Here is a 17674-nt window from a genome sequence, read left to right on the forward strand (position 1 = left end):
GAAACTCCCAGCCGAAGCTGAGACTCAATCACCACACGCTCCGCAAAACTCAGATGAACATACAACGTCGCCAAGGCAAGATCCCCCAAATGGAATGTTGCGCTTGGTTCCTGAATCCGCCCACCCAGTTCAGTGGTTGGCTCAATCGTCCGGTTTGAACGGCTCAGGCCATGCCGAGACCCACCCTTTCGCGCGAGTTACCTTATTCAGGAATTGGCCAGGATCTCTCGTATCTGCTCTTCGCTTTTCAGATTGGGGTTATCTTGTAATTGCTTGCGAAGCCAAGAGTCACGACTAAAGTAGAAGCTGAAAAACCCCGTCTCAGCGATATCAAAGAGATTTGGTGGAAGAAGCTGCTTCAGTTTCTTGAGAAACTCCACTAACCCGTTCATTACATCTTCAGAGGCGCTCCATGCGCCATCTGTCTTCACCTCAGTACGATAAAGGCAAAGGATATAGTCCGAAAACAGGAGCGAGTTGGCCGCTGCCGCAAAAATAATGGGAACGGCATAAAGGTGGAGGGTGTTCCGGAACTCCGATGCTTTCTTGAGCGTAGCCTTCAGGAGCCTGGTGGAATACAGCAAACCGACGTGACTGGGCAGCGTGGTGAGAGTCCTTCGCTGCAGCTGACTCTTATCCCAGACAAGAAGTTCGGCGTCCGGGAAATTCACGGTGCTGTCCAGCTCGATTTCGTTGTTCGGCCCCAACTTGTAACAACGATGATTGAATATCACCATCTGATTGCCGGTGTCGATCGCTGCGTCCATGAGGTAGAGCGGGTTCAGCCAGGGGGTAAATACATCGTCGTCGCTGATGCTGAAGATGAAGTCGTACTTATCTACGTTGTTCAGCCAAAAATTGTAGATGTTGTCGTCAAAGCCGCTGCCAGGATTGACCGAGTACTGAACCTTGAGATGAGGCGGGAGAGGCGCAATCGGATTGTTCGGGTCGGAGTCCGCGACGCAGAGCTCGTAGCGATTGTGCCCGCGATACGTTTCGAGCATAGTTCGAATCTGATTGATGAGTCGCAAGAGAGCATCGTTCCGTTTGTACGTCAGAATAAGGATGCAAACGCGGTTGACGGAAGCTGGCGTGTCGGTGGGCATGGCGGATGACCTCAAATCCAGCTCCCAAGATGGGCACGCTGGAGAGCTGTGGATAGAGCGTGTTCCTGGTGCAAAGGATGTGACGTTGGCAGGTCAGCAACTTCGCAGGGGTCCTGCGTACCCGCGACGCTTGCAGCGCCGGAGCCGACCTGGGACTCCTGACGTGACCACAACAGGCTAAGTAATTCCGTGCTCTCTCTCTCGGGCCGCTTCAGGGGCAGAGTCTTTGCGACCTGCTGCGCCAACTCCCACACGGCGTACGTAACGCTCGTCCGTGGCTTCCAGCCAAGCTGTGCTTCCGCCTTGGTGATGTTCGCTACGGAGTGTTTCGGTTCGAAGGGGGGCATCTCCCTTTCGCCAAAGGCAAGATCGGGTTTCAGGCCCAGCTCTTTGCAGACGATCTCAATCAGGTCTCGCAAGGGCAGACTGAGTCCGCTGCCAAGATTGAACACCTCCAGCGGGGATACCTGATCGCGCTCCATCACCCGTGCCACCCCCAAGGCGATGTCGTTGACAGAGCAGAAATCCCGAATCTGGGTTCCGGATGTCATCTGCCGGCGCTTTCCATCGACGGCGGCCTGCAGGATGAACGGGAATAACCGGTTGCTATCGAACTCCCCGGTAAAGGCAAAGGGGCGAAGGATCGTCAATCGTCGATTGAATTCCGCTGCCATTGTTTGCAGCATGAGATCGGCAGAGGCCTTGCTGGCTCCATAAGGATTCAATGTGCCGAGTGGATCTTCCTCGGTGAGCGGTCTGCCTTGGGAGCGATACGCAAGGCCCGTGCTGATGTAGATAAAGTGCGAGGGGTGCTCCAGCCGGCAGTTCATCTGAAATAAGTCCCTGGCGCATGTGATATTGAACGTCGCGGGATCGTCAGATGCCTGGTTCGCCGGCCGCAGCCCGCTGGCAGCACAATGGACGATCACTTGCGGCTTGATGCGCTGAAACATGTGCGCGGTCTGGACCGGGTCGCCCAGGTCGTGCTGGAGGAAGTGGATTCTATCCGCGAGCGGCTGTATGGAGGGCGAGAGTATATTCCTCACGGGAGCGACGACCCGATAGCGTTCGTCATCGGCGAGCAACTTAAGGATGTTGCAGCCCAACAAGCCATTCCCGCCGGTTAACAGGACGGTTTTTCGTGGCGTCATAAGGGATATCCGATGTCCGATTGATCTGCTTTCCCGGCCGGAGCGTTTCTTCGAGGGGGTCGCCAATTGACTACCCTGCCTGGCCCACAATGATTAGCGTTCGATTAGCTCGAACGCCTTCGCTAAGGCAGGTAGCACGTTCGAGGCCAAACCACTGCCAGTCTGTCGCACTGCCCTTGGATTCGCGAGTTGGCTGTAGCGCTGGCCCCGCCGTCTAAGTACATCGGCAACATCGCGGCCACAATTTACACCTCAGGCTCAACGGAGCGAGTGAGGGGATTGAGCTTGGGGGGTGGGGTTGTTCGGGGGGCTAGGTGAGGCGCTTGCGCAGGATGCCGGGGTTTGGGCGTATCAGGCTACGGATGAGAGCTTTTTTGAGTTGTTTGCGCGGCTAAGGGCGGAGAGGTTGATTCCTTAGGCGGAGGGTACCCCCCTCCCCCCCCTTTTTTTGCTCAAAGTATTCAAAGAAGAGACTTTAGGTCCGTACCTCTGTTTTTGGGGTCAGGAGAGTCGGCGGGATCGGTGGGGTGATTTCTCTACTTAATTGTAGGGAATTTTGGTGGGGAATGTGCCAGGTTTTCTGGTGCGGATCGCTGGTGTTGACGCGGTGTTTGGGGTTGGGGTGGGTTGACAGGATTCTGGGGTGGAGGGGTGGTGGGGCGGCGTTCGGGAGGATGTTTGCGCGATGGCGTCAGGGGTGCGGGAGCTGCCTGCCGTGGCGGATCGTCAGGACGTAGACGCGCTCCGATTCGTCGTTGAGCTCGTAGAGCACACGATAGAAGTGCGGCTTGTTTCCGTAGATGATCTCGCGGACCGCCGGGTCTTCGCGGGTGGGCTTGCCCATGCGGGGTGATGAGGCGAGCAGGCCTATCGTGTCTTCGAGCTCGGCGAACCATCGGGCGGCGCCTGCGGACTCTGTCGCGCTGATATGGAGGTAGAGGCGGTCGAGTTCGCGCAGAACGCGCGCGGTGAGCTCAACGGTCCAGGCCATGTTTTTCGCGGAACTGGGCGAAGCCTTGATGGAGTGGGACGGTTCGGCCGGCCTGGACATCTTCGCGGGCCTGGCGGATGGCTTCGCGGGCGTCTGCGTCGGCGACGGAGTCTCGCCAGGCTTCGAGGGCAATCCGGGCAGGGTCCATGCCTGCGGCCTTCAGTTGGTCGGCGAGACTGTCCGGGATCTCAACGGTTAGCTGCATGGGGGTAGGGTACACCCGTTCGTGGGTGAGTTGGGGTGTTGTCGGCGGGGGGCAAGGCGGTCGTTCGCTGCCGCGAACGATGTCCCGGCCTTTTCACTATGGAGCTGTGAAAAGGATGGGCCACCCGTCATTCGTCGTGGGATGGGTAGCCTGCGAACCCACCCGCTTCGGTGGCTGGTGGGATGTCGGCCACCTTCGATTAGATTCGTCCCCGTCGGTCGGTTATGCTGATTGCACTCTCAGCAGAGCTGAACCTCGGGGGATCCTATTGAGCACAACGATTTCACTCCTAAACATGAAGGGCGGGGTTGGCAAGACGACCCTCGCAGTCAACTTGGCGTGGCAGTTGCACAGTGACGGTCCCACGAACGTGCTGCTGATCGACCTAGATCCCCAATTCAACGCGACGCAGTATGTAATGGACTACAAAGCCTTTGAGCAGCACCGCACGAAGAATGGCACGATTTGCGATTTCCTCCTTGACTCACCGAAGCTGAAGTTGAAAAAAGGATCTAAAGCGAAGCCGTCGGTGGCTAAAGCATTCCATACCGTTCGCGAAACCGGTGGCAAGAAACTCCAATTGCTTCCTGCGGATCTTGATCTCGCAAGGGTCGTCAAGAATCCCTCGCAGTCAGACTTCAAATTGGAGAAGCTACTCTCGCAGGTCCGGGAAAAGTTCGACTATGTCATCATCGACTGCGCTCCCACAGACTCTGTTCTGACGACGATGGCGCTGAATGCCTCGGATCATCTCCTGATTCCAGTAAAACCAGACAGATTCTCAATCTTGGGCCTCACGAATCTGCTCGAAACCATTGACGCTTTCCGAGCGAATTGTGAAGATCCACATAAGGTCCAGGTATTAGGTGTTGTATTCACACAGGTCTTGAATGACCAGAATCTTGAAGCTCAGGCGATTGCAGAAGTTACCTCTGCGGCGAAGGGGGAGGGTGTGTACCTCTTCGCTAACAGACTTCGCCACACGCGTTCGTTCATGAGGTCGGTCAAGGACCAGAAGCCTATTTTTGAGACACTATACGCACGAGAGTCTAGGCGCTACGAAGTGAGCGATATCGCTGACGAGCTAAAGCAGGAGTTGGCGTCGGCGAATATAAAGAGGACAGCTAAGAAGGCTACAAAGGTGAGGAAATGACTTCGACATTCAACGCTTTGCTCAGTGATGTTTATCGATTGCTGAGCCTTTATAACGAAGAAGACTTCATCGCCGCTAGTCGCTCACACCGAGTTGATCCGTTGATCAAGGATGTCATGCGCGCGCTGGCCCGCCCCGCCCGAGAGACTAGTCGAGCGAGCAGGCGTCCAGAAGAGAGGGCGGCCAATGGTTACGGTCATGCGTCCGTAGAGAACCAAATGCAAGATCTTGCGGCCTTGATGATGAAGGCTCTCGCGGATTCAACCTCCGACAAGATCATCGACATCTTCTCCCGCAACAACATTCTCGTTGAAAAGCGTCCGAAAGAGAGCAAGGAAAGACTAACGAGGAGGCTCGCCTCCATCGTTAGCGAGCTAGCGCCTAGCCGCCGACGTAAGCTACTTGAAGATTTAGCCGATGCCTCTGGTGGCCAGACAGCTGGATGGATCTCAGTTTTGAGAAATCGGAGTTAGTGTGTCGCTGAAGGATGCTGAGCTCAGATCTCATGTCTCAGAATATGCAGCTGATGCCGAAGTTTTGGCAGTTCGGTGCATCAAGAACTCGACGAAAAAGGCCGTCTATCGCAAATTGTTTCACGCTGCTCTTTCGTTCGAGGTTGTGGCTGCTGCCTTAGCGAGTCCAAGCCTGCGTCCCTCTTTGTCTGGCGCGAGGTCGCTAGCCTTACGGATTCCTCTGCTGGTGGCGCTAGGTCAAACTTCTGCGGCTCAATCCGAGGTGCGCAGGCTTCTCGAACTCGTTGGCTGGACGGTTTATTTCACAGATCACCGGAGAGAATGGGCTGAGTTTTCCTCGGCGACCTCAAAGGGATTTACTCAGAACGCACGTACCCCAATTGCCTATGCTGCTCACCGAGAGGCTTCGTTCTACTTAGAATATCTGGACGAGTTGATGCTGGGGGACCGGTCCGGGCTAGGGAAGAAGGCTGTAGAAGGTCTGAAACATGTCCATCACCGATTGAATGCGGTTATTCATCCAGGGGAACTTGCGCGCGGGGTCGCCTCTCCGCCCTTCGATGAAATCAAGGATGATGCTCTCAGGTCCTTCTCGGTTCTGCTCCATGATGCATTTTCTAACGCAGCGATAATCCTGTGCGCCTTCCGCGCACAGAAATATGGCTCACTTCCTGCAGTGCCGAAGTCTCACCTTTTCTATCTTCTTAGCCCCACACAACGGAAGGTCCTATCAAAAGGGGAGTTCGGGATTTCGCAGTAACTTAGGACTATATCCCTGATCTTGTCTACGCTGAGTTGGCTTATGGCCGTTTGGGCGCTATTCCGCCGTTGAAGTCCCGGACGCTTAAGCGCTGAGGCGTTTGCGCATGAAGATGGTGGCTTGGGGGTTGTTGTTGAAGCGGGGGATTTCTTTGTAGCCTCGGCGGCGGTACATGGCTATGGCGGTCTGGAACTCGGCTTTGGAGTCGAGGTAGATCCAGGTGTGGCCGGCGTTGCGGGCGGTCTGCTCGGCGAGGTCCATGAGGGGGCCGGCTAGTTTGTAGCCTCGGAAGGCGGGGAGGACGTAGAGGCGCTTGCACTCGACGGCGGTGCCTTCGAGTGCGGGTTCGAGGTTGGGGAGTGGCAGGGGGCGGAGCATGACGCAGGCGGCGGGGACTTCGTCTGGATTGCCGTTTGGATTGTCGTTGAGGAAGGCCAGGAAGTAGCCGACGCCGTCGGTGGAGGGCGCGAGGGATTGGGCGGTGTCGGTGGGGGCGTCGCGCTGCCAGATGTCGAACTCGGTGTAGTAGCTGTCGAGGAGGGCGAGGACGGTGGGGAGGTCGGCGGGGGTGGCTGGGCGGAGGGTCATGGGGGCAGGGGTTAGGGGTTAGGGTCAAGGGTCGAGGGTCAAGGGTCGAGGGTCAAGGGGTTAGGGTCCAAGGGCCAAGGGTCAAGGGCCAAGGGTCAAGGGGTTAGGGTCCAAGGGCCAAGGGATTAGGGCCAAGGGTCAAGGGGCTAGGGTCCAGGGACTAAGGAATAGGGTTTGGGGCCAGGGTCTTGGAACGTGCAATTTTGCGGTTTTGTTTTCTGTAGAGCGATGAGGGGAACAGGGCGCCCGCGGTGCGGGCTGGAGGTTTGAGGTGTGCGGGCTCGGCCCAGCTCGAGTTGCGGGAGAGGTGGGGGCACGCGATGCGGGATGGAGGACAGCCGGTCCTTCAACTGCGCCTCTCGCGATGACGCTGCGAGAGGCTTTGCTCAGGGATGACAATTTGTTAGGGGTTGTTGGTTGTCAGGGGCTGGGCTTCGGAAGGACGGAGTTTGCGAGCATCCTGCGAACCCACATCTCTTCGAGATATGGGGCACCCGGATCGTGCGGTTAGGCCCAGGCGCCGTTGCGCATGAGGGGTTGGAGGTTGCCCTGAGCGTCGAGGCCGTCGACGTTCATGGTGGCGGAGCCGATCATCCAGTCGACGTGGATGAGGGACTCGTTGGCGCCGAGCTTGGCGAGTTCGTCGGAGTTCATGTGCTCGCCGCCGATGAGGCAGGTGGAGTAGGCCTGGCCGAGGGCGATGTGGCTGGCGGCGTTCTCGTCGAAGAGGGTGTTCCAGAAGAGGATGCCGGACTGGGCGATGGGGGAGTTATGCGGGACGAGGGCGACCTCGCCTAACTTGCGTGCGCCGTCGTCGGTGGAGATGAGCTGGTTGAGTGCGGCCTCGCCGTTGGAGGCAGTGGCGCTGACGATCTTGCCGTGGGCGAACTCGCAGCGGATGTTTTCGATGAGCGAGCCCTGATGCGAGAGGGGCTTCGAGGCGGTGACGTGGCCGTTCACGCGGTCTTTGTGGGGCGTGGTGAAGCACTCTTCGGTGGGGATGTTGGGCTGGCAGTAGATGCCGTTGCCGGCGGTGGTGCCTCCGCCTGCCCAGAGGTGCTGGTCGGCGAGGCCGACGGTGAGGTCGGTGGTGCCTTCGTCGTTGTGGAAGCGGAGGGAGTGGAAGCGCTTGGCGTTGAGCATGTCGACGCGCTGCTTGAGGTTGGCTCCGTGCTGCTTCCAGGCGGCGACGGGGTCGTCGCTGGTGATGCGTGAGGTCTTGAAGATGGCGTCCCAGAGGCGGTCGATGGCGAGCTCGGTGGGGTCGTTAGGGAAGACCATGGCGGCCCAGGCGGGGGTGGCGGCGGCGACGATGGTCCAGTTGATTTCGTGGCGGGTGATGAGCTCAAGCGCGGGCTTGTAGGCCCTAGACAGCGCGGTGTTGGCGCGGGAGACTTTCTTCGGGTCCTGACCGGCGAGGAGCGCGGGGTTGGCTCCGGTGATGGCGAGGCGTGCGGCTCCGGATTTGAAGGCGGCGGCGATGCCGTCGTAGAGCCATTGGGGAGCGTAGTCGAAGGACTCGTCGGGGGCGTGGGCGTAGCGGGCGAGGACGGCGGAGTCGTCGGTGTAGAGGGTGGTGACGAGCTTGGCGCCAGCCTTGTAGGCCTGCTCGGTGATGCGGCGCGCGAGATGCATGGCGTCGGTGGGCGCGGTCATGAAGAGCTCCTGGCCTTCGCGGAGGCCGAGGCCGACGCGGATGGCGACCTCGGCAAGGCGGTCGAGCTTCTGATCGAAGGAGAGGGCCGAGAAGGAGCTGGATGCGGAGTTCGACATGGTGCAAGTGTACCGCTGGGCGGCGGGGGCGTTGTACGTTGTGCGTCGTGAGTCGGGAGCTGAATGCGCAAGCGCCTGACGCGCTGGCCACGCCTAACAACTCGCGACCAGCAATGCAGTGCGTCTCCTGCACGGGGCGTTGCGATGTGCGCCAGTGCAGGGGACGGCCGATCGGATGAGTTCAACGATGGCCCCGGAGGTACTGGGAGGGCGATACGACGCGGATGCCTTGGAAGGGATCGAGTGAAAGAAGGTCCTGATCGCCTGTCAGCAGGAGTTCAGCTTGACCGCTTACGGCGAGCTAGAGGAATTTGTCGTCACGTGTATCTCGGCAGGCGCGAAGCTGTATCGAAGGTTGATGGAGCACCACCGCACCTTGATAGCTCTCGATGAAATCAACGCGGGCGCTGAGAGGAATGCGATCGAACTTCCTGCGGAAGAGCACCTCGCGCAGTTCTGCCAAGGTTTCGTCGCTAGCGAGAAGCTGATGGCTCTCGCGAAGCTGACGTAGCGCGAGACTTGCTGTACCGGACCAGGCAAGCAATGCGCTCACGATGGTGTTGGTGTCGGCGACAGCGCTGCTACTCATCCGCCAAGGCGTCGGCGAGGAACTGATCGACGGTGCGGCCATCCTTGGCGAGATCGCGCTCGAGGTCTGCCGAGACGTGCTGGCTAAGCTCCTGGAGGCGAGCCCAAGACGCGCTGCGCTCCTCCTCCGTCCTTACTCGCGAAGGCAGCGCAACGATCACGGCAACGTCATCGCCATCCTCGCGAATGACGACGGATTCGCCCTGCTTGAGGAGCTCCGGCAGGCGAGCAACGGCTTCCGAGGTAGAGACCGTCGTCATGGGAGCAGAATACGCTCCCCTCGTGTGTGTGTCGATGGAGGGCGAGGGACGCTTTGGTTTGGGCAGGACTATAGCTTGTCGACGACGTCCTGGAAGTCGTCGATGCCGGGGTTTTGGGCGAGCCACTCGGCGGCGCGGACGGCTCCTTCGGCGAAGGGGCGGCGGGAGGTGGACTCGTGGGTGAGGAGCAGACGGTCGTTGGGGCCGGTGGCGATGAGGGTGTGGAGGCCGGCGGCGTCGCCGACGCGGTGGGCTTCGATGAGGATGTCGGTGTTGCCGAGGACGGAGGCTACGTTGTCCCGCAGGGTGAGCGCGGTGCCGGAGGGGGCGTCGACCTTGGAGGTGTGGTGGGTTTCCTCGATGGAGAACGCATAGCCGGAGTCCTTGAGCGCGGCGGTGAACTGGCGCGCGAGGGCGAACATCTTCTGGACGCCGATGGAGTAGTTGGTGCCGTAGAGGAGCGAGCCGTTGCGGCGCTCGGCGAGGGCTTTCATGTCGGCGAGTTTTTCGTACCAGCCTGTGGTGCCGATGACCATCTTGGCGCCGACGGCTAAGCAGGCGCGCATGTTGGTGACGACGGCTTCGGGGGTGGTGAAGTCGATGATGACGTCGAAGCCGGTGACGAAGGGGGCGGTGAGGGCGGCGCCGTCGCGGTTCTCCGTGGCGTCGAGGACGTGGACGCTGTGGCCGCGTTCGGCGGCGACTTCAGCTACGAGTTTGCCGGTCTTGCCGGCTCCCAGGATGAGGAGGCGCATGGGGATCAGTTTAGCGCGGCTGTTGAAGCAGGGTGCTTTGTGTCTCTTCAGTCTGGTGCGCCTGCTTGACGAGAAAGAAGGAGGTCAGGGCGAAATACGCGCATGCGGGAGCCAATATGACCAGATACCAATGACCCAGGTTATAGGCGATGGCTATTCCGATGAATATGGCAAGGAAGATGTGGAGGGCAATGTTCTCACGAACCGTCATTGGCCGTCTGGCCTGACGATTCCAGTTACCCAGAAAAATTGTGATGCCGAAGGCCAACATAAACAGGTTGCACAAATGACGCAGCCAAGGATATTTCGGACCCAGCCAATGTTCGGCTGCAGCAGGACCCCAAAACAAAAAGAGGGCGATATTGTTCAACAACGTTACCGCTCTGCGCATGATTGACTTTCGAAAGGCCGGGTTCTGTAGTCCGGTTTCCATTCTAGGCTGCCGCAGCGGGGTGGGTAATGGTTTTGCTTGAGCCGGAGAGATGTTCGCAGGAAGCCCGGGTCCGAGAGTCCGGACCCGGGGCACCCGGAGTTTTGCGGCTACTAGCGAAGGGGCGGATATGCTGCGAACCCACGTCTCAAAGTCGAGACGTGGGGCACCCGGAGTCGTGCAGCCGCAGGCCCACATCTCTTCGAGATATGGGGCACGGCGGATTCGGGAACCAAGCGCAACATTCCATTTGGGGGATCTTGCCTTGGCGACGTTGTATGTTCATCTGAGTTTTGCGGAGCGTGTGGTGATTGAGTCTCAGCTTCGGCTGGGAGTTTCTGCTGCGGTGATTGCGTCAGGGCTTTGTCGATCGCGGTCGACGATATGCCGGGAGATGCGCCGCAACGGCTGGCGACGGGCGAGGCCGGGCAAGGCTGGTGCTCTGCTGTTGGCGGGCGGCTATCGGGCAGCTGCGGCCCATCGCCGTGCACGGCGGCTGGAGCGGTTGCAGCGGCGTGTCCGCAAGCTGGTGGCCGGCACGCCTCTTTGGGAACAGGTCCCATGGATGTTGCGGCGCGGCTTGAGTCCGCCCCAGATCGCGCGCACACTCAGGCGTATGCCCGAGCCCGTGCAGCTTTCGGCCGAGACCATTTACACCACGCTGTACGCTATGCCCCGCGGTGCGCTGCGCCGCCAGTTGCTGGACTCGCTACGCCGCCATCATCAGGACCGCCGTCGGCAACGGCGCGGCACTGGAGCGCGCAAGCCGCCGATTCCAGAGAGGATCCTGATCGACCAGCGGCCCGAAGAGATCAACCGCCGCCTGGTTCCAGGCCACTGGGAAGGCGACATGATCATCGGCAAGGCCAACCGCTCCCAGGTCGGCGTGCTGGTCGAACGCCGCACCTTGTTCCTGGCCCTGGTGAAGCTGGACAGCCCCCGTGCCGACCACGCCGCCCAAGCCTTCGCTTCCATCCTGAACCGCTTCGATAGCCAGATGCGACGTTCCATGACCTATGACCAGGGATCGGAGATGCGCCATCATCGCCGCCTCACCGAGGCCACAGGCGTCGAGGTCTTCTTCGCCCATCCCCACTCGCCCTGGGAGCGGGGCATCGCCGAGAACACCAACGGACTGCTACGCCAGTACCTGCCCAAGGGACACGACCTCAGCCCCTTCACCCAGGACCAGCTCGACGACATCGCCTGGACCATGAACGTAAGGCCCAGAAAAACACTCGGCTGGAAAGCCCCAGCAGAACTCTTCCTCCCAGATGGACAATTCGACTTCGTACACTTCTGGGCTAACATCACCAACAACGTTGCACTTGGTTCCTGAATCCGCCGTGCCCCATGTCTCGAAGAGGTATGGGTTCGCAGGATGCCCATCCCACAACGAACGACGGGCGGCCCATACTTTCACAGCTTCCTCGTGAAAGCGTGGGGTATCGTTCGCGGCAGCGAACGATACCCTTATCCTCTAAGGAATTAGCCTCTCCCCCTGCAGCCGCGCAAACAGCTCGAAGAAGCTCTCATCCGTAGCCTGGTACGCCCCAAACCCCAGCTTCCGGCTCTTCGACATATCCGCAATCACCTCGATCGGCCGGCCCAGGTCCGCATCCGTGTGCCACGCCGATACCAGCCGCGAGATATCCGTCTCCACCAGCCCCTCGCGCTCGCTGATCCGCTTCCATAGCGGTGCCGCATCGGCCATCTGCACCTCCAGAGGCGTGCCCTCGCCCTCCAGTTCCTCGGCCTCCACGCCAAACCACTCCGCGATCCGCCGCCACATCCAGCTCCACCGAAACACATCGCCGTTCACCACGTTGAACGCCTGGTTCGCAGCCTTCGGCGTCGTCGAAGCCCACTCTAGGTGCTCCGCCAGCAGCCGCGCGTCGGTCATATCCACCAGGCTCTTCCACTGCACGCTCGACCCCGGAAACCGCATCGGCCTTCCCTGCTCGCGGCACAGCGTCGCATACACCGCCAGCGTCGTCCCCATGTTCATCGCGTTCCCCACCGCGTACCCGATGATCGTGTGCGGCCGATGCACGCTCCACGTGAACCCATCCCGCTGCGCCGCCGCGAAGACCTCATCCTCCTGCGCATAGTAGAAGTTGTCGATCGCCAGCCGCTCCTGATCCTCCCGGAACGGCGTCGCCGGCAACACTCCCCGCCCATACGCCTCGAACGGCCCCAGGTAATGCTTCAACCCCGTCACCAGTGCCGCATGCTGCACCGACCCCTCCCCCGCCACCGCCTGCAACAGGTTCCGCACCATCCCCGCATTCACGCGGATGTTCTCCGCCTCCGTCGCCTGCCGCAGCCAGCTGGTAAAGAACACATGCGTCGGCTGCGTCCCGCGCAGCGCTGCCGCCAGCGCCGTCGCATCCTGCATGTCCGCCGCAATCGGCCTCACCCCCGCCTGCTTGCCCGGCCGCCGTGCAATCCCCAGCACCTCCCACTCGCCCGAACCCACCAGCCGCTCCGCCAGGTTCCCGCCAACAATGCCCGACACACCCGCAATCAACGCCCGCTTCCGCAATGCCATTCCTGCTGCTCCTCAACCGCAAACGCGGCAGGCTAGTTCGATTCCAACCCTGCCCCAAAGGATGCGGTCCGGGTTCCGAAGCCCAGCGTCGCCCGCAACTCCGCACTCTGCCGTATCCTCAATCCAACCCATGGAAGACCGACTCTCACCCTCCCGCATGGAGGCCTTCTCCGACGGCGTCATCGCCGTCATCATCACCATCATGGTGCTGGAGATCCACGTGCCCGTGCGCACCATCTCCAACCTCGAAGGCCTCCGCGACATCGCGCCCATCCTCGTCGTCTACCTGCTCAGCTTCATCCAGGTCGGCATCTACTGGGTCAACCACCACTATCTCCTCGACGACCTCCAGCAGGTCACCCACGGCATCCTCTGGTCCAACATCGCCCTGCTCTTCTGCCTCTCGCTCATCCCCGCCGCCACCGCCTGGATGGGCGAACGCGGCCTCAGCCCCTTCGCCATCGCGCTCTACGCGACGGTCTGTGTCGTCCCAGCCATCCCGTGGTTCGTGCTCTCCACGCTCATCTGCGCCCACAGCGGCGTCACCCCGGCAAGTGGCCTCCTCAAGACAGCTCTCTCCGCCGCATGCTACCTCTGCGCCATCGGCTTCGCGTACCTCTCGCCATGGATCTCGCTCGCCCTCATCGGTCTGGTCGCCGTCATCTGGCTCGTCCCTCCCAAACGCGTCGTCGAAGAGACCCGCGCCAAATCACGCTGGCATCACGAGCACGACCCGCCCTCGCAGCCTTGACCCAAAGTGCTCGATCCTCGCACATCCCCTTCGTCGCCAACCCGAAAAGCTCTACACTTAAGGCCGACGTATGAACCTGCATGGCTGCGGCACCGCTCTCGTAACCCCATTTCGGCCCGACGGCGCGATTGATGAGCCCGCGCTGCGCTCGCACGTCGACTGGCAGATCGCCAACGGCATCAACCTGCTCGTCCCCGCCGGCACCACCGGCGAGGCCGCCACCCTCACCGAGCAGGAGTGGATCCGCGTCGTCACCGTCACCGTGGAAGCCGCCGAACAGCGCGTCCCCGTCTTTGCCGGCGTCACCCACAACGCCACCGCCCAGGCCATCGAGAACGCCCGCAAGATCGCCCGCGTCCCCGGCCTCACCGGCATCCTCACCGCCAACCCGTACTACAACAAGCCCAACCAGGAAGGCCAGTTCCAGCACTTCCGCGCCATCGCGGAGGCCGTCGACCTGCCCATCATGCTCTACAACATCCCCGGCCGCACCGGAGCAAATCTCGAGCCCGCCACCGTTCTCCGCCTCGCCGAGCTCCCCAACATCGTCGCCCTCAAGGAGTCCTCCGGCGTCATGGCCCAGATCACCGAGGTCTGCAACTTCGCCCCGCGCAGCTTCCGCGTCTTCGCCGGCGACGACGTCCTCGCCCTCCCCACCATCGCCGTCGGCGGCGCAGGCCTCATCTCCGTCGCCTCCAACGCCATCCCCCAGCAGATGGCCCAGATGGTCAACTCCGCGCTCGACAACAACTGGCTCACCGCCCGCCGCATCAACCGCGCCTACTTCTCGCTCCTGCAGGCCCACTTCTGGGAGCCCAGCCCCGCCCCCATCAAGGCCACGCTCGCCCTGCTCGGCCGCGGCAACGAAACCCTCCGCCTACCCATGGTCCCCATCGCCGACCCCACCCGCCGCAAGCTCGAACGCCTCCTCGGCGAACTAGGCCTCCTGATCGACCGCCCCGGCGATAATCTGCGCATGTTCTAGCAAGATCCAGATCAAGCTGTCTGGGCCACCTGTGCCTGAGCCTCGCTTTGTCAGGGGGCTTCAGCCCCGCCATCAAGGGCATGCCAACACATGGGCTTTAGCCCCTGAGGGATCGAGAACCGGATACCTGGCTAAGAGCGGACATATCCAGAACTTCCCTGGCGAGCTCCGATCAAGCAACACAAAATCAAGCCACTATTTCCGCCACGACGCACGGCACAGACGGCAGGTCGAGGCTCCCGCCATGATGAATGGCACGAACGGCAGGTCACGGCTTCAGCCGTGACAAAAAGCCATTCCATCCCTCCCGGCTTTAGCCGCCGAGGGCATTTCGCTGGCCTTGATCAGAGTCTCCCTGCAGCCATGCAGCGAGAAGTAAATCGAAGCGAATGCCATCGCCCCAGATCTTTCACCCGCCATCAGCGTTCCATGGCGACGGCCGCATCGCTCCCTGCGCTTCTGGACAGCTTGCGGTGCATCAGGATCGCCGCGATGAGAAAGTACACTCCGCCGAAGACCGCATAGCCACCCAGATCTTTGATGTGTGTCTTGTCCTTGAGCCCGCCAAGAAGGAACGCCACACCCGCGGCCGCGGACTGCACGCCGCTCAGGATCATCGCCCACTGCCCGCCAAGCTCCTTCCTGCGAATCACTCCAACCGCAAGCTGAGCAAGCCCCGCAGCAAACGCCCATGCGCCAAACGTGACCACGGCATTCTGCGGAGACTTGAAGACCGTCAGAGAGATCCCCACCGCTGCCAGCACTCCCAGCGCCGCATTGATGTATTGTGCCGTGGGCGGTCCGGCATGCGTGCGAGCAGACGTCCTCAGGTCATACACCGTGCAGGCAACGTCCCACAGCGGATAGAGGATCAGCAGGCCGGCAGCGAGGGTAGGCTGACTGACCGCGGTCGCCAGAACGATCGCCGCCCAAAGCAACTGGACTGCGGTCCGTGTGAAGTAGAGGTTACGCAACGAACGTGCTTGCAGCGTCTCATTCAGGGCTGAGGTAGGCATAATATCTCCTTGAAGCTATCTTCTAGTTGGTAGGTTGTGTGGTCAGACAAAGGCCCAATAGCCCCGGCGGGCTACGGCCTTCGCGTAGAAATACGTTGCAATGCACTCCCCGTCACAGCTTGAAAAACATCGCAGCTTCCCAGCGCTCGGGCAGAAAGCATGGCCCCATGGACGGTTGCCATGAAGGTCTGTGCCTCGTCTTCAGCACTTCCCCGCAGCTTCAATCTGCGCTTCGTAACACCCTCTTCCAGGGTCTTTCGAATCCATTCGCTCAAAAACAGAAAGTGCTGCTGAACTTCGAACTGAACTTCCTCCGGCAGGCTCGGGAGTTCGGCCGCCAGCAATGCGGCGATGCAGAACGGCTGGCTTTCGTCCCGAATGCACCCTTCCCAGTGCTGGACATATGCCTCCAGTCGCGCCAGAGGATCCTTCATCGTCTCTGTGAGATGCTGCGTTGCCCGCACGAGTGCCTCACGATGAGCTCTGAGGACTGCGACCACCAGGCCCACTTTGGTCGGAAAATGGTGATGGATACTGGCCTTTCGTATCTCGACCGCTTCCGAAATATCGGCATAGCTGAATGCCGAATATCCTCGATCCATGATCAGAGCTTTAGCCGTTTGGAGGATGCGATCTGCGGTTTCTCCCTGCATACCCAATCGGACTACCAACTAGTAGGTTACGACTCGGAAAATTTGTGCACCTCTCTTGTCCCTTCGAAGAAGAACCTCGTCCCTCGACAATCAACCTGTCAGACAAGTATCGTTTCCGCGAGGAATCCTCGCACCATGTCTTTTCCGATCCAGCCTTCGCCGATCCAGCCTTCTGTCTCCACCCGCCGCGACCTGCTCCGCAACTCCCTCGCCACCGCCGCCGCCCTCGCCACCGCTCCCGCTGCGCAGGCCTTCGCGCCTCAGCACGCCCAGCACCCCTGGCCGCCACACCGCCGCCCCAGCCCGGCCGAGATCCAAGCCAACTTCGCCAAGCTCGACGCCGCGCGCGACCTCCCCGTCTTCAAGCGCGAGCTCTTCCCCAACCCCGTCATCCTCGACTCCATCGAGCTCCTCCACTACAAGAAGTCCTGGCTCTGCCGCGTCCGCTCCAAGGACGGCGCCGAGGGCATCTCCATCTCCAACGCCCAGCAGATGGCCACCTTCTACCCCATCTTCATGGACCGCATCGCGCCCTTCTTCCTCAACGAAGACGCCCGCGACCTCGAGCGCCACCTCGACCTCTGCATGGTCTATCAGTCCAACTACAAGGCCACCGGCATGGCCATGTTCGTTCCCCTCGCCACGCTCGAGTTCGCCATCCTCGACCTCTTCGGCAAGATGGCGAAGCGCCCCATCGGCCTCCTCATCTCCGACAAGATCTACAACCCCAAGATCCGCGTCTACCAGGCCAACGGGGAGCGCTATATCACTCCCGAAGAGACCATCGAGCACCTCAAGCGTGACGTCGCCATCTCCCACGCCAAGGCCATCAAGTTCAAGCTAGGCGGCCGCATGTCCCACGTCGAAACCCCGCCCGACCGCTCCGCCCGCCTCATCCCCATGGTCCGCAAAACCTTCGGCGACGACATAGTCATCTCCGCCGACTCCAACGGCAGTTATGCTCCCGCCGAAGCCATCCGCATCGGCAAAATCATGCAGGAATATAACTACGCCTTCTACGAAGAGCCCGTCCCCTTCGACGACTACGACGGCCTCGAACAAGTCGCCAACGCCCTCCAGATCCCCATCGCCCTCGGCGAGCAGGAACCCTCCACCTGGAACTTCCGCCACGTCCTCGCGAATAACTCCGTCGGCATCGTCCAGCAGGACATGTTCTACTTCGGCGGCATGGTCCGCTGCATGAAGGTCGCGCGCATGGCGGCGGCCATGGGCAAGCAATGCATTCCGCATATCAGCTCCACGGGCCTCGGCTACCTGTACATGATGCACTTCGTCTCCGCCATCACGAACAGCGGACCGTACCACGAGTTCAAGGAGTTCAACAACGAGCTCCCCTATACCTGCGCGACCTCAACGCTACGCTCGGACGACAACGGCGTCATCACCGTCCCCACCAGCCCGGGCGTAGGCGTAGAAATCGACCCCGCCTATATCGCCAAGCACGAAGTGATGAAAGTCGTCCGC

20 protein-coding genes are annotated in these 17674 nt (G+C 60.8%); 7 read left to right on the forward strand and 13 right to left on the reverse strand.

Translation table 11 applies throughout. From position 1 onward, the window contains the following. Window positions 1-206: 206 nt before the first annotated feature. The 4 genes from AC5E6W_RS13245 to AC5E6W_RS13260 form a co-directional block, all read right to left on the reverse strand. Window positions 207-1106: a hypothetical protein gene (locus tag AC5E6W_RS13245; RefSeq protein ID WP_491752787.1), complete on the reverse strand. Its 900-nt coding sequence runs from the start codon at window positions 1104-1106 to the stop codon at window positions 207-209. Window positions 1107-1117: 11 nt separating this feature from the next. Further along, the gene (locus AC5E6W_RS13250; protein WP_491752788.1) at window positions 1118-2257 is read right to left on the reverse strand and encodes an NAD-dependent epimerase/dehydratase family protein; all 1140 of its coding nucleotides are present in this window, start codon (window positions 2255-2257) and stop codon (window positions 1118-1120) included. Between the two features lie 691 nt (window positions 2258-2948). Beyond that, window positions 2949-3248: a type II toxin-antitoxin system RelE/ParE family toxin gene (locus AC5E6W_RS13255; RefSeq protein WP_491752789.1), complete on the reverse strand. Its 300-nt coding sequence runs from the start codon at window positions 3246-3248 to the stop codon at window positions 2949-2951. Further along, the gene (locus AC5E6W_RS13260; protein WP_491752790.1) at window positions 3232-3453 is read right to left on the reverse strand and encodes a hypothetical protein; all 222 of its coding nucleotides are present in this window, start codon (window positions 3451-3453) and stop codon (window positions 3232-3234) included. The genes AC5E6W_RS13255 and AC5E6W_RS13260 overlap by 17 nt, the downstream gene beginning before the upstream one ends. 268 nt (window positions 3454-3721) lie before the next feature. On the opposite strand from AC5E6W_RS13260, the gene AC5E6W_RS13265 reads away from it, so the two are divergent. From AC5E6W_RS13265 to AC5E6W_RS13275, 3 genes are read left to right on the forward strand one after another with little or no spacing between them, the layout of a single operon-like run. Next, on the forward strand, window positions 3722-4606 hold the full coding sequence (locus AC5E6W_RS13265) for a ParA family protein (RefSeq protein WP_491752791.1): 885 nt from the start codon (window positions 3722-3724) through the stop codon (window positions 4604-4606). Next, on the forward strand, window positions 4603-5079 hold the full coding sequence (locus AC5E6W_RS13270; protein WP_491752792.1) for a hypothetical protein: 477 nt from the start codon (window positions 4603-4605) through the stop codon (window positions 5077-5079). The genes AC5E6W_RS13265 and AC5E6W_RS13270 overlap by 4 nt, the downstream gene beginning before the upstream one ends. A gap of 1 nt (window position 5080) precedes the next feature. Beyond that, on the forward strand, window positions 5081-5839 hold the full coding sequence (locus tag AC5E6W_RS13275) for a hypothetical protein (RefSeq protein ID WP_491752793.1): 759 nt from the start codon (window positions 5081-5083) through the stop codon (window positions 5837-5839). An 84-nt stretch (window positions 5840-5923) separates the two neighbouring features. Here the strand turns inward: AC5E6W_RS13275 and AC5E6W_RS13280 are convergent, their stop codons facing one another. The 6 genes from AC5E6W_RS13280 to AC5E6W_RS13305 all read right to left on the reverse strand — a co-directional run bounded on the left by AC5E6W_RS13280 (window position 5924) and on the right by AC5E6W_RS13305 (window position 10194). Beyond that, window positions 5924-6427 carry a GNAT family N-acetyltransferase gene (locus tag AC5E6W_RS13280; RefSeq protein ID WP_491752794.1) on the reverse strand — a complete coding sequence of 168 codons (504 nt, stop codon included), beginning with the start codon at window positions 6425-6427 and terminating at the stop codon, window positions 5924-5926. A gap of 507 nt (window positions 6428-6934) precedes the next feature. Continuing rightward, the gene (locus tag AC5E6W_RS13285) at window positions 6935-8200 is read right to left on the reverse strand and encodes an aminopeptidase (RefSeq protein WP_491752796.1); all 1266 of its coding nucleotides are present in this window, start codon (window positions 8198-8200) and stop codon (window positions 6935-6937) included. Window positions 8201-8501: 301 nt separating this feature from the next. Beyond that, the gene (locus AC5E6W_RS13290) at window positions 8502-8789 is read right to left on the reverse strand and encodes a putative toxin-antitoxin system toxin component, PIN family (protein ID WP_491752797.1); all 288 of its coding nucleotides are present in this window, start codon (window positions 8787-8789) and stop codon (window positions 8502-8504) included. After that, complete coding sequence (locus AC5E6W_RS13295) at window positions 8782-9048, reverse strand: type II toxin-antitoxin system Phd/YefM family antitoxin (RefSeq protein ID WP_491752798.1); 267 nt, start codon at window positions 9046-9048, stop codon at window positions 8782-8784. The genes AC5E6W_RS13290 and AC5E6W_RS13295 overlap by 8 nt, the downstream gene beginning before the upstream one ends. Before the next feature lie 68 nt (window positions 9049-9116). Then, on the reverse strand, window positions 9117-9803 hold the full coding sequence (gene dapB, locus AC5E6W_RS13300; protein ID WP_491752799.1) for a 4-hydroxy-tetrahydrodipicolinate reductase: 687 nt from the start codon (window positions 9801-9803) through the stop codon (window positions 9117-9119). A gap of 10 nt (window positions 9804-9813) precedes the next feature. After that, the gene (locus tag AC5E6W_RS13305; RefSeq protein WP_491752800.1) at window positions 9814-10194 is read right to left on the reverse strand and encodes a hypothetical protein; all 381 of its coding nucleotides are present in this window, start codon (window positions 10192-10194) and stop codon (window positions 9814-9816) included. Between the two features lie 304 nt (window positions 10195-10498). Between AC5E6W_RS13305 and AC5E6W_RS13310 the strand changes: the two genes are divergently transcribed. Then, window positions 10499-11572, forward strand: coding sequence for an IS30 family transposase (locus tag AC5E6W_RS13310; protein WP_491752801.1), 1074 nt, complete (start codon window positions 10499-10501; stop codon window positions 11570-11572). 141 nt (window positions 11573-11713) lie between these two features. Here the strand turns inward: AC5E6W_RS13310 and AC5E6W_RS13315 are convergent, their stop codons facing one another. After that, complete coding sequence (locus tag AC5E6W_RS13315) at window positions 11714-12784, reverse strand: SDR family oxidoreductase (RefSeq protein ID WP_491752802.1); 1071 nt, start codon at window positions 12782-12784, stop codon at window positions 11714-11716. Window positions 12785-12914: 130 nt separating this feature from the next. Between AC5E6W_RS13315 and AC5E6W_RS13320 the strand changes: the two genes are divergently transcribed. Beyond that, the gene (locus AC5E6W_RS13320) at window positions 12915-13535 is read left to right on the forward strand and encodes a TMEM175 family protein (RefSeq protein ID WP_491752803.1); all 621 of its coding nucleotides are present in this window, start codon (window positions 12915-12917) and stop codon (window positions 13533-13535) included. A 70-nt stretch (window positions 13536-13605) separates the two neighbouring features. Continuing rightward, window positions 13606-14520, forward strand: a complete 915-nt coding sequence (dapA, locus tag AC5E6W_RS13325) for a 4-hydroxy-tetrahydrodipicolinate synthase (protein WP_491752804.1) — start codon at window positions 13606-13608, stop codon at window positions 14518-14520. A gap of 419 nt (window positions 14521-14939) precedes the next feature. Here dapA and AC5E6W_RS13330 read toward each other — a convergent pair whose 3' ends face one another. Continuing rightward, the gene (locus AC5E6W_RS13330; RefSeq protein WP_491752805.1) at window positions 14940-15536 is read right to left on the reverse strand and encodes a hypothetical protein; all 597 of its coding nucleotides are present in this window, start codon (window positions 15534-15536) and stop codon (window positions 14940-14942) included. 71 nt (window positions 15537-15607) lie between these two features. Next, complete coding sequence (locus AC5E6W_RS13335; protein ID WP_491752806.1) at window positions 15608-16189, reverse strand: TetR/AcrR family transcriptional regulator; 582 nt, start codon at window positions 16187-16189, stop codon at window positions 15608-15610. A gap of 135 nt (window positions 16190-16324) precedes the next feature. Between AC5E6W_RS13335 and AC5E6W_RS13340 the strand changes: the two genes are divergently transcribed. Next, the coding region (locus AC5E6W_RS13340; RefSeq protein WP_491752807.1) for a mandelate racemase/muconate lactonizing enzyme family protein at window positions 16325-17674 on the forward strand (1350 nt) is incomplete at its 3' end.

Source organism: Bryocella sp. (assembly GCF_058498515.1).

Bases quoted from the DNA above. Each gene is read 5' to 3' on its own strand.
- AC5E6W_RS13245 (WP_491752787.1), bottom strand. From the start codon at position 1,106: ATGCCCACCGACACGCCAGCTTCCGTCAACCGCGTTTGCATCCTTATT.
- AC5E6W_RS13250 (WP_491752788.1), bottom strand. From the start codon at position 2,257: ATGACGCCACGAAAAACCGTCCTGTTAACCGGCGGGAATGGCTTGTTG.
- AC5E6W_RS13255 (WP_491752789.1), bottom strand. From the start codon at position 3,248: ATGGCCTGGACCGTTGAGCTCACCGCGCGCGTTCTGCGCGAACTCGAC.
- AC5E6W_RS13260 (WP_491752790.1), bottom strand. From the start codon at position 3,453: ATGCAGCTAACCGTTGAGATCCCGGACAGTCTCGCCGACCAACTGAAG.
- AC5E6W_RS13270 (WP_491752792.1), top strand. From the start codon at position 4,603: ATGACTTCGACATTCAACGCTTTGCTCAGTGATGTTTATCGATTGCTG.
- AC5E6W_RS13280 (WP_491752794.1), bottom strand. From the start codon at position 6,427: ATGACCCTCCGCCCAGCCACCCCCGCCGACCTCCCCACCGTCCTCGCC.
- AC5E6W_RS13285 (WP_491752796.1), bottom strand. From the start codon at position 8,200: ATGTCGAACTCCGCATCCAGCTCCTTCTCGGCCCTCTCCTTCGATCAG.
- AC5E6W_RS13290 (WP_491752797.1), bottom strand. From the start codon at position 8,789: ATGAGTAGCAGCGCTGTCGCCGACACCAACACCATCGTGAGCGCATTG.
- AC5E6W_RS13295 (WP_491752798.1), bottom strand. From the start codon at position 9,048: ATGACGACGGTCTCTACCTCGGAAGCCGTTGCTCGCCTGCCGGAGCTC.
- dapB (WP_491752799.1), bottom strand. From the start codon at position 9,803: ATGCGCCTCCTCATCCTGGGAGCCGGCAAGACCGGCAAACTCGTAGCT.
- AC5E6W_RS13305 (WP_491752800.1), bottom strand. From the start codon at position 10,194: ATGCGCAGAGCGGTAACGTTGTTGAACAATATCGCCCTCTTTTTGTTT.
- AC5E6W_RS13315 (WP_491752802.1), bottom strand. From the start codon at position 12,784: ATGGCATTGCGGAAGCGGGCGTTGATTGCGGGTGTGTCGGGCATTGTT.
- AC5E6W_RS13320 (WP_491752803.1), top strand. From the start codon at position 12,915: ATGGAAGACCGACTCTCACCCTCCCGCATGGAGGCCTTCTCCGACGGC.
- dapA (WP_491752804.1), top strand. From the start codon at position 13,606: ATGAACCTGCATGGCTGCGGCACCGCTCTCGTAACCCCATTTCGGCCC.
- AC5E6W_RS13330 (WP_491752805.1), bottom strand. From the start codon at position 15,536: ATGCCTACCTCAGCCCTGAATGAGACGCTGCAAGCACGTTCGTTGCGT.
- AC5E6W_RS13335 (WP_491752806.1), bottom strand. From the start codon at position 16,189: ATGCAGGGAGAAACCGCAGATCGCATCCTCCAAACGGCTAAAGCTCTG.